Here is a 13333-nt window from a genome sequence, read left to right as displayed (position 1 = left end):
CCTACGGAGAACGAAAGTATAGCATCACTTTCTTTTCGCTTGCAAGACCCCCGCCACATCTTCGATCAAACCGAGTGCGCGCTGCAACTGCGTGGCCTCGGAAACCTCGGCGGTGAACTGCATCCGCGCGACGCCTTTGCTCGACAGCGTCTTCACGCCGGTGACGTTGATCTTCTCGCGCGACAGCACTTCGGAGATGTCGCGCAGCAGTCCTTGCCGGTCGATCGCCTCCACGTGGATGTCCACCGGATAGACGGCATCGCTGCGCTTGCCCCACTCGGTATGGATCACGCGCTCCGGCGCACGCGCCGAGAGCTGCCCGAAGGTGTGGCAGGTGCGGCGATGGATCGAGACGCCGCGCCCGCGCGTGACGAAGCCCACGATCTCGTCCGGCGGCGCCGGCTTGCAGCATTTGGACATCTGCGTGAGCAGCGAATCCACGCCCACCACCAGCACACCACTCTTGGCGCCGCGCGCCACGCTGGTGGCGCGACTCTTCTTGGTGACAGCCTCTTCCTCGCTCTGCACCACCACGGCTTCACCCTCGGGGTGCCGCAGCGCCTGCTCCACATGGCGCAGGCTGAACTCATCCTTGGCGACCGCGGCGAACAGGTCGTCCGGCGTCTTGAAGCCCAGCCGAGCGGCAAGGTCATCCAGGTTGACCGCTGTCTTGCCCTCGCGCTGCAAGGTCTTGTCGATCAGCGCGCGGCCTTGCGACATGGTCTCTTGCGAATCCAGCGCATTGAACCAGGCGCGCACCTTGGCGCGCGCCCGCGGGCTGGCCAGGTAGCCCAGCTCCGCGTTGAGCCAGTCGCGTGACGGGCCGCCCTGCTTGACGGCGATGATGTCCACCGTCTGCCCGTTCTTCAGCGGCGTGTTCAGCGGCACCATGGTGCCATCCACGCGCGCGCCGCGGCAGCGATGACCCAGATCCGTATGCAGGTAGTACGCGAAATCCACCGGCGTAGCGCCCTGCGGCAACGCCACCACGCGCGCCTGCGGCGTCAGCACATAGATGTGGTCGTCGATGGCCGCGTGCTTGAGCTGCTCCCACGGCGACTCGTCGTGCGCAACCGAATGATCGGCGTCGTCCTTCCACGCCAGCAACTGGCGCAGCCACGCGATCTTCTCGTCGTAGCGCTCGCTGGCGGAGAACTGGCCGCTATAGCCCTTGCTGCCGGCTTCCTTGTAGCGCCAGTGCGCGGCCACGCCGTACTCGGCGAAGTGATGCATCTCCTGGGTGCGGATCTGCACCTCGAAGGCGCGCCCGTCGTCGCCGATCACCACCGTGTGCAGCGACTTGTAGCCGTTCGACTTGGGCCGGGAAATGTAGTCATCGAACTCGCGCGGAATCGGCTGCCAGATATGGTGCACGATACCCAGCACGGTGTAGCAATCCTTGATGTCGTCGACGATCACGCGAAACGCGCGCACGTCGTAGAGATCGGCAAAGTCGAGCTCCTTGCCACGCATCTTCTTCCAGATGCTGTAGATATGCTTGGGCCGTCCGCTCACCTCGGCGCGGATCCCGGCCGATGCCAGCTCGGACTGCAGCCGCGCGATGGCGCTGGCGATATAGCCTTCGCGCTCGATGCGCTTTTCGTCGAGCAATCGCGCGATGCGCTTGTAGGTATCGGGCTGCTCGAAGCGGAACGCCAGATCCTCCAGCTCCCACTTCATCTGCCAGATCCCCAGCCGGTTGGCCAGTGGCGCGTAGATGTCCAGCGTTTCGCGCGCGACCCCCGGCAGCGGCTGCGCCTTGACCTGCGCCAGCCAACGCAGCGTCTGGAGCCGCGAGGCGAGGCGCACCAGCACCACGCGGATGTCCTGCGCGAAGGCCAGCAGCATCTTGCGCAGCGCCTCCACCTGCTCCTGGCGAGCGGCAATTTCGTCCTTGGTGGTTTCGGGCGCGCCGCTGTGGCCCACCGCGATCGCACCGATACGCAACAACTGCCGCACACCCTTGACCAGCCCCGCCACTTCTTCGCCGAAGAGCGGCTCGATTTCCGCCTCGCTGCCAGGTACGAACGCGGCCAGCGCAAACAGGCAGGCCGCCGCGCGCGCGGCATCGTCGACGCGCAGGCCGTCGAGAATGCGCAGCATGCCCTCGGCATGCGAGAGCACGGTTTCGCCGGTGGGCAGCAACGCCGCGCTACCGCGCTCGCGCACGAACGCCAGGGCGCGCTCCACCAGCCCGGCATCGGGCGTGCCGGCAATCTGCCCGGTCAGGTCAGTCGACGTCACCATCTCGCTGCCCCCGCCTCACTTGAGCGCGGCGGTGACCACCACTTCGATCAGGTACTGCGGATTGGCCAGGCGAGCCTCCACGGTGGCGCGCGGGGGCGTATGGCCCTGCACCACCCACGCGTCCCAGACTTCGTTCATGATGCCGATCTGGTCGACGTCGGTAAGGAAGATCTGGCACGAGAGAATCCGGCTCTTGTCGCTGCCTGCTTCGTTCAAGAGGCGCTCGATATGGCCCAGCACCTCGCCGGTCTGGCCACGCAGGTCCGCGCCGGGATCGACTTCCGGCACCTGGCCGGCAAGGTAGACCACGCCGTTGTAGATCGCGTATTCGGACAGGCGCTTGCCCACGTGGGCGCGCTTCAGTTCATTGGCACTCATGGCAATACTTTAGTCGTCGGGTAAAACATCAAAATCATCGGGGCCGGGCAGCGCTTCCCGCTTCAGGCCGCGCCCAGGAAAAACTGCTTAGCGATGGCCACTTGCGCGGGATCGATGAACGTCGGGGCATGCCCCACATCCGGCACTTCCACAGAAGTCACGCTGCGCCCGCGCGCCACCATCTCCGCCACCGTCTCGCGCGTGAGCAAGTCGGACTGCGCGCCGCGTACCACCAGCGTGGGCGCCTGGATGGCCTCGAACATCTGCCACAGCGCCACTTCGCCCGCGCTCACCTGCTCGGGCGTGGTCTCGCGGAACGGCAGCGCCATCGCCAGATCGTAATGCAAGCCCCATTCCAGGCCTTCCGCGCCCTGCACGGGCTTGAGGATGGCGCCGTTGAGCTCGCGCCATTGCTCGGGCGTGTGCCGGCCAAAGGACGCGCTGATGGTCTGCAGGTAGGCGAGGCCTTCCTCGAAAGTCTTGAAGCGCACCGGCAGGCCCAGGTAGGCACCAATCCGCTCCACCGCCGAGGCGGCGATGCGCGGGCCCACGTCGTTGAGCAGCAGCTTGCGCACCGGCGACTTGGGCAGGCCCGCCAGTCCCATGCCGATCAGGCCGCCCATCGAAGTGCCAAACCAGTCGACCTGCTCGACATTGAGCCGGGCGATCAGGGTGACCATGTCTGACACGTACTGCGGCACCACGTAGCGGCGCGGGTCCGCGAGCCAGTCCGAGCGGCCGCGCCCGACTACGTCGGGGCACACCACGCGGTACTCTGCGCACAAGGCAGCAGCCACCGTGTCAAAGTCACGGCCGGTGCGCGTCAGGCCATGCACGCACATCAGCACCCGGGGATTGGTGGGATCGCCCCATTCGTGATAGGCCATGCGGTGAAGACCCGCCGGGCTGATGCACTGGACGAAGCCGAGGCGCGGACTGACTGACGGCATCTGAACTCCCTGGCAATACGGTAGCAAGAACGGCGCCGCCGGCATGGTGGCGCCCGGGTTGGGCAAAGCTGGATTGTACGCTGCAGCAGTTACAATGCCACAGCATCGGGGTTCTCGCCGTCATGCCTTTGCCGCTGGCGCACGACGAGTCCCTCGCGCAGTCCAACTCCAACGTGCAAAGCACTCCGACGAAAGGGCAAACATGCTTAAAGGCAAGACGGCACTGGTCACGGGTTCCACCAGCGGTATCGGACTCGGCATCGCACAGGCACTGGCCGCCCAGGGCGCCAACATCATCGTCAACGGCTTCGGCGATGCAGAAGCCGCCAAGCGCGAGATCGCGCAGGCCGGCGCGGGCATTCGCGTGGGCTACCACGGCGCGGACATGAGCAAGTCCGCCGAGATCGAGGACATGATGCGCTACGCCGACGCGGAATTCGGCGGCGCCGACATTCTCGTCAACAATGCCGGCATCCAGCACGTGGCGAACATCGAGGACTTCCCGCCCGAGCGCTGGGACGCGATCATCGCCATCAACCTGACCTCCGCCTTCCACACCACCCGCCTCGCGCTGCCCGGCATGAAGCGCAAGGACTGGGGCCGCATCATCAATATCGCCTCGGCCCACGGGCTGGTGGCCTCCGCGCAAAAATCCGCCTACGTAGCCGCCAAGCATGGCATCGTCGGCCTGACCAAGGTCACCGCGCTGGAAACCGCGCAGACCGGCGTGACCGCCAATGCGATCTGCCCGGGCTGGGTGCTGACGCCGCTGGTGCAAAAGCAGGTGGAAGCGCGCGCGCAGAAGGACGGTATTCCCGTGGAACAGGCCAAGCACGAGCTGGTGATCGAGAAGCAGCCGTCCGGCCAGTTCGTCACGCCCGACGAGCTTGGCGCGCTGGCCGTGTTCCTGGCCAGCGACGCGGCCCGCCAGGTGCGTGGCGTGGCCTGGAACATGGATGGTGGTTGGGTGGCGCAATGAGCGCAATGAAAACAAAGGCACAGAGCACGCAGCGACGCCACGTTCTGCGCGCCCTGACCCTGGGCGCCGCCGCCTCGCTGGGGCTGCGCGCCGGTGCCGGCGCCGCTGCCGCCCCACTCGCCATCGAAGTGTACAAGAGCCCGCAATGCGGCTGCTGCGAGGGCTGGGTCGAGCACCTGCGCGCAAACGGCGTTGCCGTGACCGTGCGCGACGTGGAAGACACCGGCGTCTATCGCGCCCGCTTCGGCATGCCAGAGCGCTTCGGCTCCTGCCATACCGGCCGCATCGCAGGCTATGCGATCGAAGGCCATGTGCCGGCCGCCGACATCAAGCGGCTGGTAGCCAGCAAGCCCAAGGCCGTGGGCCTGGCAGTGCCCGCCATGCCGGTCGGCTCGCCAGGCATGGAGCAGGGCACGCGCAAGGACCCGTTCGATGTCCTGCTGGTCCGCGCGGATGGCGGCGCATCGGTCTTCGCCAGCTACAACAAGCGCAGCACCTGAAGCACCCGGAGCATCTGACAAAGGCGCCCCCGGCGCTGAGAACAAAAAACCCCGCGAACGCAAGCTCGCGGGGTTTTTCATTGCGACAGCGCGAATCAGAGCAGCGGAGCGCCCGTCTTGCTCTGGATCTCTTCGCGGCTCACGCCCGGCGCGGTCTCCACCAGCTTCAGGCCGGCTTCGGTCACGTCGATCACGCCGAGGTCCGTGATGATGCGATTGACCACGCCCACGCCGGTCAGCGGCAGCGCGCACGACGCCAGGATCTTGATGTCCTCGCCGCCGTCCTTCTTCTTGGCGGTGTGCTCCATCAGGACCACCACGCGGCCGACACCAGCCACCAGGTCCATCGCGCCGCCCATGCCCTTGACCATCTTGCCCGGAATCATCCAGTTGGCCAGGTCGCCCTTCTCGCTGACCTGCATGGCGCCGAGGATAGCCAGGTTGATATGGCCGCCGCGAATCATCGCGAAGGAATCCGCCGAGGAGAAGATCGACGAGCCCGGCAGCGTCGTCACGGTCTGCTTGCCGGCGTTGATCATGTCAGCGTCGACCTCGGCCTCGGTCGGGAACGGGCCGATGCCCAGCAGGCCGTTCTCGGATTGCAACCAGACTTCCATGCCTTGCGGCACGTGGTTGGCCACCAGCGTCGGCAGGCCGATGCCCAGGTTCACATAGAAGCCGTCCTGCAGTTCGCTCGCGGCGCGCGCCGCCATTTCGTCACGTGTCCATGCCATGATGATTCTCCTTAGCCCGCGGCACGCACGGTGCGCTGCTCGATGCGTTTCTCGGGGTTGGCGTTCAGCACGATGCGCTGCACGAAGATGCCCGGGGTGTGGACCTCATCCGGATCCAGCGTGCCGGTATCGACCAGGTGCTCGACCTCGACGATGGTGACCTTGCCGGCCATCGCGCACATCGGGTTGAAGTTGCGCGCGGTGCGGCGGAACACCAGGTTGCCGGCGCGATCCGCCTTGTACGCCTTGACCAGGGCCACGTCAGCGGTCAGCGCGCGTTCCATCACGTACTGCTGGCCATCGAACTCGCGGATTTCCTTGCCGTCGGCCACGATGGTGCCCACGCCGGTCTTGGTGAAGAAGGCGGGGATGCCCGAGCCGCCGGCGCGCAGCTTCTCGGCCAGCGTGCCCTGCGGGGTAAATTCCAGCTCGAGTTCGCCGGCCAGGTACTGGCGCTCGAACTCCTTGTTTTCACCGACGTACGACGAAATCATCTTCTTGATCTGGCGCGTGGCGAGCAGCAGGCCCAGGCCGAAACCGTCAACGCCAGCGTTGTTCGAGATGCAGGTGAGTTGCTTGGCGCCGCTGTCGCGCAGCGCGGCAATCAGTGCCTCCGGGATGCCGCACAGACCGAAACCGCCAACCGCGATCGTCTGGCCGTCGCGAACGACGCCCGCGAGCGCCTCCGCGGCGCTGGCGTAGACCTTGTTCATGTTTGCTCCTTCCTCGGTGATTTCCTGTCATTGCGCCCGCCTCCAGGTGATGCCGGCGAGTCACGCAGGGAAATTGTAACGGTACAATCGGACGGAGATCGTCCAGTTGCCAACCGTCCGACAGCATACGCAAGCGTCGCATCCCGCGCCAATACGTACAATTACATAAGCAAATGCCCGCCATCGACTACCAGACCGCCTTCCAGCTCGCCCCAGTCGGCCTCGTGCTGTCGCGCGAGCGCATGATCGAGGACTGCAACGACGAGCTCTGCCGCATCTTTGGCACCACCCGGGCCGCCATGATCGGCGAATCGTTCCAGGTACTCTATCCCACCGCTGACGAGTTCGAGCGTACCGGCGCGCGCATCGTGCCGATCATGAACGCCAAAGGCACCTACTCCGACGAGCGCATCATGAAGCGCGCCGGGGGCGACCTGTTCTGGTGCCACGTCACCGGGCGCTCGCTGGACCGCCAGCAGCCCTTGGGCGCCGGCATCTGGACCTTCGAAGACCTCTCGCAGAAGCGCCCGGTCACCGCCGAGTTGACGGCGCGCGAACGCGATATCGCCGCGCAGCTGGTTGATGGCAAGACCAGCAAGCAGATCGGCAAGCTGCTCTCCATCAGCCCCCGCACGGTGGACATCTACCGGGCCAGGCTGATGAAGAAGTACAGCGCCCATACCTCGGTCGACCTGGTACAACGCCTGCTCAACCACTAAGAGGCCATTTCAAAAAAATTCTGGCGTCGTTGCGCGGCCTTGGCCGATCCACTTGTACTGCCTGCGGCCGCGCGCCTAGCCAGAACCGCTTCGCTTCATTTTGAAACAGCCACTAAGGGCGGCGCCCTACTCCATCAGCGCCCGGATTGCCGGCGGCACGGGCACGGATTTTTCGGCCTCGTAGTCGCACCAGACCACCTTGGCGCCGCCTTGCGCGTACACCACGTCCGGCTGGTCGATGCGGCGGATCTCCATGCGGGTCTCGAAGCTCGTGCGCCCCAGGTCTCCGGCAAACATCCGGCACTCGATATCCCCGGGATAACGCAACTGCTTCAGGAAACTCATGTGGGCGTTGATGATGACTGGCCCGCAACCGCTGGCGTCCTTGCCCCCATGTCCCAGCGACTCGAACCAGGCAATGCGCGCCTGCTCCAGGTAACGGAAGTAGACCGTGTTGTTGACATGGCCCATGGCGTCCATGTCGCCCCAACGGATGGGCATGTGCAGAGTGAATACGGGTTTCATGCGCGTGAGCGTAACACCGGGAGCCGGCCGCTTCCATCGGCGAAAGCGACGGTTCACACATCGGCGCATCAGGAGGACGGCCGCCCTGGCCTTCGATCAGCCAAGCATGTTCATCTCGGACCAATCCGAATCCGCGCCCGGAAGTTGGGGCGAGTGCAAGCCGGCGACGGACGCCGCCGGCATGACAGGCAAAGGCAGGAAGGCGATGGCTTAGCGGCGCACAGGGCGGTCGGTGCCCGGCGCGCCGGGCATGGCGAGGCCGGAATCCGTCAGGGACGATTCCATGCGGCGGATCTGCTGCTGCAGCTGCTCCAGGCGGATACGGGAGGCACGGCTCTCGATTTCCGCGCTCTGCACCTCGATGCGCGCCGCCTTCTGCTCTTCGGCGATACGCTGGCGCTGCGCCTGCATCACGCGCACGTCTTCATTGAGCGCATTGGCACGCGCTTCGGTTTCTTGCAGTGCCTTGTCAAACGCGCGTTTTTGCGATGCCAGCACCTGGCGGCGGATATCGTCATCGGCCCAGATCGCGCTCTGCTGCGTTACCTGGCGGTAAGCCTGTTCCGCCGCGCCGATCGATTCGAAGCGGAAAACCCGCCAGAGATTCTTCTGGTAGAACAGCGCCACATAGCAAACCACCTGATCGTCCGCGAGCATCAGCGTGGTGCCGTAGTCGCCGTTGTAGCTGGTGCGCAGCTCGCGCACCGACCTGTCACGCAAGCGTTTCTGCAGCTCCGACACCAACCCCAGGGAAGCCGGCGAGGCCTGCGGCATGCTGCCCGAAGCGGTCAGCGGCGCCGGGGCCACCGACGTCGGCACGGGCTCGGCTGCCGCCACGACACCAGAGGCGGACAGCGACAACGCCAGGCCGATCAGGCTGGCTAGCAAGGGGGCGCGGCAGGAATTATTCAACATGGCGTTCCGGCTGGGACGGGGACGAAATACGGTTCAAGAAATCAGAGTGCATCATGCTGCACTACCCGGCGGCAATGATGCGCAGCGTGCACCTCTCCGACCGCGGATTGTAACAAGCTTCCCGGCAAGGGCCGCGTTTTGTAACCAGAACGGGATTGGCGGTGCCATTCCCGCAACAGCCCCACCGACGCGGGGGAGCGTTAGCGCCACCCCAAGCCAGCGGAGCCGCCCGCCGCTTAGCGCTTGGCGATCGAGGCTTCTGCCTTGCTCACCAGGTCCACGCCAATCTGCTTCTTCCACTTGTCATAGACCTTGGCCGTAGCCTTGCGGAAAGCATCGTGCTCGGCCGGCGTCAGCTGCGCCACCTTCACGCCGTGGGCCTCCATATCCTTCCAGGCCGGTGCGCCCGCCTCGACCAGGCCCTTGCGGGCCAGCGCCGTTTCCTGCTTGCCGGCGTCGATGGCGGCCTGCTTGACGATCTCGCGGTCAGCCGGCGTCCAGCTTTCCCAGATCTGCTTGTTGACCACGAAGATCAGCGGGTCAGCCACGTAGCCCCAGGTGGTCACGTACTTCTGGCCGACCGTGTAGAGCTTGGCGGCGGCAAACACCGATTGCGGATTTTCCTGGCCATCCACAGCACCCGAGGCCATGGCCGGCTGCGCGTCGGCCCAGCTCATCTGGGTCGGGTTGGCGCCGAGCGCATTGAAGGTCTCGATATACAGCGGCGAGCCCACCACACGCAGCTTCATGCCTTTCAGGTCTTCCGGCTTGCGGATCTCGCGCTTGGAGTTGGAGACTTCACGAAAGCCGTTCTCGCCCCAGGCCAGCGGCACCACGCCGGACTTGTCCAGGGTCGCGAAGATCGACTTGCCGACTTCGCCTTGCGTGAGGGCATCCAGTGCCTTGTAGTCAGGCATCAGGAACGGCAGCGAGAACAGGTTCAGCTCCTTGACCTGCGGCGACCAGTTGATGGTCGAGCCAACCGCCATGTCGATCACGCCCTGGCGGATCGCCGAGAACTCGCGGGTCTGGTCACCGGCCACCAGCGAGGTTCCCGGGTACAGCTTGATGTTGATGCGGCCGCTGGTGCGCTGGCGCACCAGGTCGGCCCAGATCTCGCCGCCCTTGCCCCACGGGAAGGCCGGGCCGAGCACCAGCGACATCTTGTACTCGGCTTTGTAGCTCTGCGCCATGGCGCCAGCGGGCGCGAGGGCGGCAGCGGCAATGGTAGCTGCCAGCGACAGCATCAGGGCACGACGTTTCATGCGTTCTCTCCTCTCAGGATCTGTTGTGTGTTTCTTATGGGCAACCAGAATTTCAATACCTCAACGACCTCATCAACTACCTCAACGACCTCAATAACCCAGGTAGTCAGGCAACCAGGTCGCCAGCGGCGGGAAGGCCAGCACCAGCAGCATGGCGACGAACATCGCCAGCAGCATCCACACCACCCACGGCACGGTCTCTTCCATGCGCACGCGCGCGATCCGGCACGAGACCATCAGGTTCACCGCCAGCGGCGGCGTGAACTGGCCAAGCGCGACCTTGAGCGTCAGCACCACACCGAACCAAACCGGGTTCCAGTGAAAGGCATTGGCGATCGGCAGCAGCAGCGGCACGAAGATCAGGAAGATCGAGATGCCATCGAGGAACATCCCCACCGTCATCAACAACGCCACGATCAGCGCCAGCACGCCGTATTCGCCCAGCCCGGAATGCGCAATGGCATTGGCCAGCGGATCGATCACGCCCAGCGTGGACAGCGCGTAGGCGAAGATGCCGGCCAGCGCCACCACCAGCAGGATCACCGCGGAAGTCTCCGCCGCCTCCTGGAAGATCACGAACAGGTCGCGCATGCTGATGCTGCGGTAGATCACCATGCCGACGAACAGGCCGTACACCACCGCCACCACGGCGGCCTCGGTCGGCGTGAACCAGCCCGCGCGCATGCCACCCAGGATCAGGAACGGCGCGACCAGGCCCCAGGCCGCTTCCCGCAGGCTCTTCCAGAATGGGGGGCGCGGCAAGCCGGCCTCGATGGCACCCATATTGTGCTTGCGCGCCAGCCAGACGGCCGGCACGATCAGCGCCACGCCGGCCAGGATGCCGGGGATCATGCCTGCGGCGAACAGCGCCGGCACCGAGGCACCGGGCACCAGCACGCTATAGATGATGAAGGCAACGGACGGCGGGATCAGGATGTCGGTCGCGGCGGCGGCGCCGACCACGGCCGCGCTGTACGCGCCGGGATAGCCGGCCCGCGACATCGCAGCGATCATCACCCCGCCCACCGCGGCCGCATTGGCCGGGCCGGAGCCGGAGATACCGCCCAGGAACATGGCGACCAGGATGGCCACCAGCGGCAGCATGCCCGGTCCGCGCCCGACGATGGCGATGGCGAAGGTCACCAGCCGCTGCGCCACGCCGGAACGGTCGAAAATCGAGCCGACCAGCACGAACATCGGGATCGCCAGCAGCGGGTACTTGCCCAGGCCGGCGTAGAAATTCTGCGGCACGGCCAGCAGGCCGAACATCTGAGTGTCCAGGTTGGACAGGCCGATCGCCACCAGGCCGCCAAGCCCCAGCGACACGCCGATCGGCACGCCCAGCATCATCAAGCCCAGGAACACCACGAACAGGATAATGGCAATGAGGGTCATGGCGCGGACTCCGAAGCGGCTGCGCCATCGACGCGCTCGGCATGCAGGGCCTTGAGCGCACGCAGGTTGCGCACCGCTACGCCGAGCGCCCGCAGCGCGATGGCAGCGGACAGCACAGGCAGCCAGACGGAGTACCACCAGCTCGGCACGCCAATGCCCGGCGAGGTCTCTCCAAACGTGTATTCGTCCCACGCCACGCGAGCGCCCAGCACCGCCAGCGCGATGAACATGACCGCAACGGCCACCGCCGACAGCACCGCCAGGCGCCGCTGCCGCGCCGCGGTGCCGCGATCGAAGAAAAATTCAATGCGGATATTGCGATCGCGCGCCACGGCCGCGCTGCCTGCCACCAGGGCCAGCACGATCATCAGGAAAACCGAGAATTCCTCGGTCCAGGCAAACGATTCATCGGTGAAATAACGGACCACCACGTTGGCGAAGGTGATGCACACCAGCAACACCATGACGATCACGCCAACCCAGTCTTCAATTCGCGGCGATACCTTGAAGCCGCTGTCCCCTTGCTGGCTGGCGCCAGTCTCGTCCGGCATGGCCGTGACGTGTTTTGGGCCGGCATCGCGCCGCCCCTCCCGATCTGCTTGCATCTCCCCGGCCTCCGGTCCGGTCCGCGCGGCGCCGCTGGCTGCGCACGGATTTTCTCTTTGAATTATGTAAAGACTTAATCTCAAGACATGGCGGATTATGCCAAGACTTGCAGCGCACGCGGGAACTTTTGCTCCATGCCGAGCGTTGCCCCTGCTGGACAGGCGCGCCCGTGCACCCCGCGCTGGCTCGCGCCAACAGGCAGTCTGCTGGCCGTGGGAATCCGGCAGGCCATCGATTCCGCAGGGTGTCCAAGGGGACCGGATAAGCCCAGGGACCGTGAATCGCACGCCCCGCCGCCGCTTTTGGCGCGGGCCAGGGCCAACCTGCCGGCAAGCGCACGCAAGCGTGCGCCGCCCCTTCTGACGGCTACACCATGCCGTCGTCGGCGGTAATGATCGCGCCGTTGATGAATGCCGACTGGTCGGACGCCAGCAGCAACAGCAGGCCGTCCAGGTCCTCTGGCTTGCCCACGCGCTTGCGGGGCAGCATCTGGACCAGCTTCTGGCCGGCGTCGGTGTCCCAATGGTGGTGGTTGATATCGGTGTCGATGTAACCGGGGCAGATGGCGTTGACGTTGATGCCATGGCGCGCCCACTCCAGCGCCATCGACTTGGTCATGTGCACCACCGCAGCCTTGCTCATGCAGTACACGCCGATCTGCGACAGCACCTTGAGCCCGGCGACCGACGCGATGTTGACGATGCGCGACTGCGGCAGCGGATTGCCGTTCTTCTCGGCACCCTTGGCGCGCGCAATCATGCGCTTGGCCACTTCCTGCGCCACGAAAAAAGCGCCCCGGGTATTGGTGTCGAAGACGAAATCGAAGTCGTCGGGGGTGACGTCGGTCAGGCGCTGGGTGGTGGAGACGCCCGAGTTATTGACCAGGATGTCGATCGCCCCGGCCTCGGTCTCGGCATGCGCCACCGCGGAGCGCACGCTATCGTGGTCGGTCACGTCGAGCTGCACCACGTGCGCGCTGCCGCCCTCGGCCTCGATCGCGGCACGCAGCTCCTTGAGCCGCTCGGTACGCCGCGACGCCAGGATGACCTTGGCGCCGGCACTCGCCAGGACGTGGGCAAAGCGCGTGCCCAGACCGCTTGAAGCGCCTGTCACCAGCGCGACCTTGCCTTCCAGATTGATCGACAAACCCATAATGGCCTCTATGTTCGGGAGCCCCGGCGCCGCCTGCCATGGCTACGGCCAACGGGCGCTCCTCGCGCAATCTGCCTGCGGAAAACCGAAGGCAGCATATCAAAAAAAAGAACGGTCGTTCCAAAAAAAATCTTGCCTGACCATGGCGAGTCCCGGACAATGCCGGAGATTCTAAGAACTCGGGCCACAAAGGGAAAGAGGAAAAACGCGTATGGCCGCCACGATCTGGCGAGTGCGCCCCCCCCTGCCCCAGGT

The 13333-nt window shown here is 65.5% G+C and carries 14 protein-coding genes; 3 read left to right on the top strand and 11 right to left on the bottom strand.

Annotated elements, in window-relative coordinates:
- Nucleotides 1–24: 24 nt before the first annotated feature.
- The 3 genes from AC1RWI_RS24110 to phaZc form a co-directional block, all read right to left on the bottom strand.
- Nucleotides 25–2247, bottom strand: a complete 2223-nt coding sequence (locus tag AC1RWI_RS24110) for a RelA/SpoT family protein (RefSeq protein ID WP_043345031.1) — start codon at nt 2245–2247, stop codon at nt 25–27.
- Between the two features lie 15 nt (nt 2248–2262).
- Complete coding sequence (locus tag AC1RWI_RS24105; RefSeq protein WP_043345029.1) at nt 2263–2625, bottom strand: RidA family protein; 363 nt, start codon at nt 2623–2625, stop codon at nt 2263–2265.
- A 62-nt stretch (nt 2626–2687) separates the two neighbouring features.
- Nucleotides 2688–3575: a 3-hydroxybutyrate-oligomer hydrolase PhaZc gene (gene phaZc, locus AC1RWI_RS24100; protein ID WP_043345027.1), complete on the bottom strand. Its 888-nt coding sequence runs from the start codon at nt 3573–3575 to the stop codon at nt 2688–2690.
- A 202-nt stretch (nt 3576–3777) separates the two neighbouring features.
- Here phaZc and AC1RWI_RS24095 point away from each other — a divergent pair, with 202 nt between their 5' ends.
- Nucleotides 3778–4554 carry a 3-hydroxybutyrate dehydrogenase gene (locus AC1RWI_RS24095; RefSeq protein ID WP_043345026.1) on the top strand — a complete coding sequence of 259 codons (777 nt, stop codon included), beginning with the start codon at nt 3778–3780 and terminating at the stop codon, nt 4552–4554.
- 5 nt (nt 4555–4559) lie between these two features.
- Nucleotides 4560–5054 carry a DUF411 domain-containing protein gene (locus AC1RWI_RS24090; RefSeq protein WP_043345024.1) on the top strand — a complete coding sequence of 165 codons (495 nt, stop codon included), beginning with the start codon at nt 4560–4562 and terminating at the stop codon, nt 5052–5054.
- Between the two features lie 95 nt (nt 5055–5149).
- Here the strand turns inward: AC1RWI_RS24090 and AC1RWI_RS24085 are convergent, their stop codons facing one another.
- Complete coding sequence (locus tag AC1RWI_RS24085; protein WP_043345023.1) at nt 5150–5788, bottom strand: CoA transferase subunit B; 639 nt, start codon at nt 5786–5788, stop codon at nt 5150–5152.
- Between the two features lie 11 nt (nt 5789–5799).
- The gene (locus tag AC1RWI_RS24080; RefSeq protein ID WP_043345022.1) at nt 5800–6501 is read right to left on the bottom strand and encodes a CoA transferase subunit A; all 702 of its coding nucleotides are present in this window, start codon (nt 6499–6501) and stop codon (nt 5800–5802) included.
- Between the two features lie 173 nt (nt 6502–6674).
- Here AC1RWI_RS24080 and AC1RWI_RS24075 point away from each other — a divergent pair, with 173 nt between their 5' ends.
- Complete coding sequence (locus AC1RWI_RS24075) at nt 6675–7220, top strand: PAS and helix-turn-helix domain-containing protein (protein WP_043345020.1); 546 nt, start codon at nt 6675–6677, stop codon at nt 7218–7220.
- A gap of 126 nt (nt 7221–7346) precedes the next feature.
- On the opposite strand, the gene AC1RWI_RS24070 is transcribed toward AC1RWI_RS24075, so the two are convergent.
- The 6 genes from AC1RWI_RS24070 to AC1RWI_RS24045 form a co-directional block, all read right to left on the bottom strand.
- On the bottom strand, nt 7347–7745 hold the full coding sequence (locus AC1RWI_RS24070) for an acyl-CoA thioesterase (protein WP_043345018.1): 399 nt from the start codon (nt 7743–7745) through the stop codon (nt 7347–7349).
- A gap of 210 nt (nt 7746–7955) precedes the next feature.
- Nucleotides 7956–8660, bottom strand: coding sequence for a DUF2968 domain-containing protein (locus tag AC1RWI_RS24065; protein WP_043345016.1), 705 nt, complete (start codon nt 8658–8660; stop codon nt 7956–7958).
- 236 nt (nt 8661–8896) lie between these two features.
- Nucleotides 8897–9925 carry a DctP family TRAP transporter solute-binding subunit gene (locus AC1RWI_RS24060; protein ID WP_043345015.1) on the bottom strand — a complete coding sequence of 343 codons (1029 nt, stop codon included), beginning with the start codon at nt 9923–9925 and terminating at the stop codon, nt 8897–8899.
- 90 nt (nt 9926–10015) lie between these two features.
- Nucleotides 10016–11320 carry a TRAP transporter large permease gene (locus tag AC1RWI_RS24055; RefSeq protein WP_043345014.1) on the bottom strand — a complete coding sequence of 435 codons (1305 nt, stop codon included), beginning with the start codon at nt 11318–11320 and terminating at the stop codon, nt 10016–10018.
- Complete coding sequence (locus AC1RWI_RS24050) at nt 11317–11925, bottom strand: TRAP transporter small permease (protein ID WP_043345012.1); 609 nt, start codon at nt 11923–11925, stop codon at nt 11317–11319. Before AC1RWI_RS24050 ends, AC1RWI_RS24055 begins: the two co-directional genes overlap by 4 nt.
- A 367-nt stretch (nt 11926–12292) precedes the next feature.
- Entirely contained in the window at nt 12293–13078 is a 786-nt protein-coding gene (locus tag AC1RWI_RS24045) for an SDR family oxidoreductase (RefSeq protein ID WP_043345010.1), read from the bottom strand.
- Nucleotides 13079–13333 lie beyond the last annotated feature (255 nt).

It is taken from the genome of Cupriavidus sp. MPR-AND1C, assembly GCF_058809705.1.
The sequence above is the reverse complement of the archived record's forward strand: the minus strand, read 5'-3'. Positions and strand labels throughout refer to the sequence as shown.

Excerpts from the sequence above, each read along its gene's own strand:
- AC1RWI_RS24085 (WP_043345023.1), bottom strand. The coding sequence starts at position 5,788 with ATGGCATGGACACGTGACGAAATGGCGGCGCGCGCCGCGAGCGAACTG.
- AC1RWI_RS24090 (WP_043345024.1), top strand. The coding sequence starts at position 4,560 with ATGAAAACAAAGGCACAGAGCACGCAGCGACGCCACGTTCTGCGCGCC.
- AC1RWI_RS24080 (WP_043345022.1), bottom strand. The coding sequence starts at position 6,501 with ATGAACAAGGTCTACGCCAGCGCCGCGGAGGCGCTCGCGGGCGTCGTT.
- AC1RWI_RS24065 (WP_043345016.1), bottom strand. The coding sequence starts at position 8,660 with ATGTTGAATAATTCCTGCCGCGCCCCCTTGCTAGCCAGCCTGATCGGC.
- AC1RWI_RS24070 (WP_043345018.1), bottom strand. The coding sequence starts at position 7,745 with ATGAAACCCGTATTCACTCTGCACATGCCCATCCGTTGGGGCGACATG.
- AC1RWI_RS24095 (WP_043345026.1), top strand. The coding sequence starts at position 3,778 with ATGCTTAAAGGCAAGACGGCACTGGTCACGGGTTCCACCAGCGGTATC.
- AC1RWI_RS24110 (WP_043345031.1), bottom strand. The coding sequence starts at position 2,247 with ATGGTGACGTCGACTGACCTGACCGGGCAGATTGCCGGCACGCCCGAT.
- AC1RWI_RS24050 (WP_043345012.1), bottom strand. The coding sequence starts at position 11,925 with ATGCAAGCAGATCGGGAGGGGCGGCGCGATGCCGGCCCAAAACACGTC.
- AC1RWI_RS24055 (WP_043345014.1), bottom strand. The coding sequence starts at position 11,320 with ATGACCCTCATTGCCATTATCCTGTTCGTGGTGTTCCTGGGCTTGATG.
- phaZc (WP_043345027.1), bottom strand. The coding sequence starts at position 3,575 with ATGCCGTCAGTCAGTCCGCGCCTCGGCTTCGTCCAGTGCATCAGCCCG.
- AC1RWI_RS24075 (WP_043345020.1), top strand. The coding sequence starts at position 6,675 with ATGCCCGCCATCGACTACCAGACCGCCTTCCAGCTCGCCCCAGTCGGC.
- AC1RWI_RS24045 (WP_043345010.1), bottom strand. The coding sequence starts at position 13,078 with ATGGGTTTGTCGATCAATCTGGAAGGCAAGGTCGCGCTGGTGACAGGC.
- AC1RWI_RS24105 (WP_043345029.1), bottom strand. The coding sequence starts at position 2,625 with ATGAGTGCCAATGAACTGAAGCGCGCCCACGTGGGCAAGCGCCTGTCC.
- AC1RWI_RS24060 (WP_043345015.1), bottom strand. The coding sequence starts at position 9,925 with ATGAAACGTCGTGCCCTGATGCTGTCGCTGGCAGCTACCATTGCCGCT.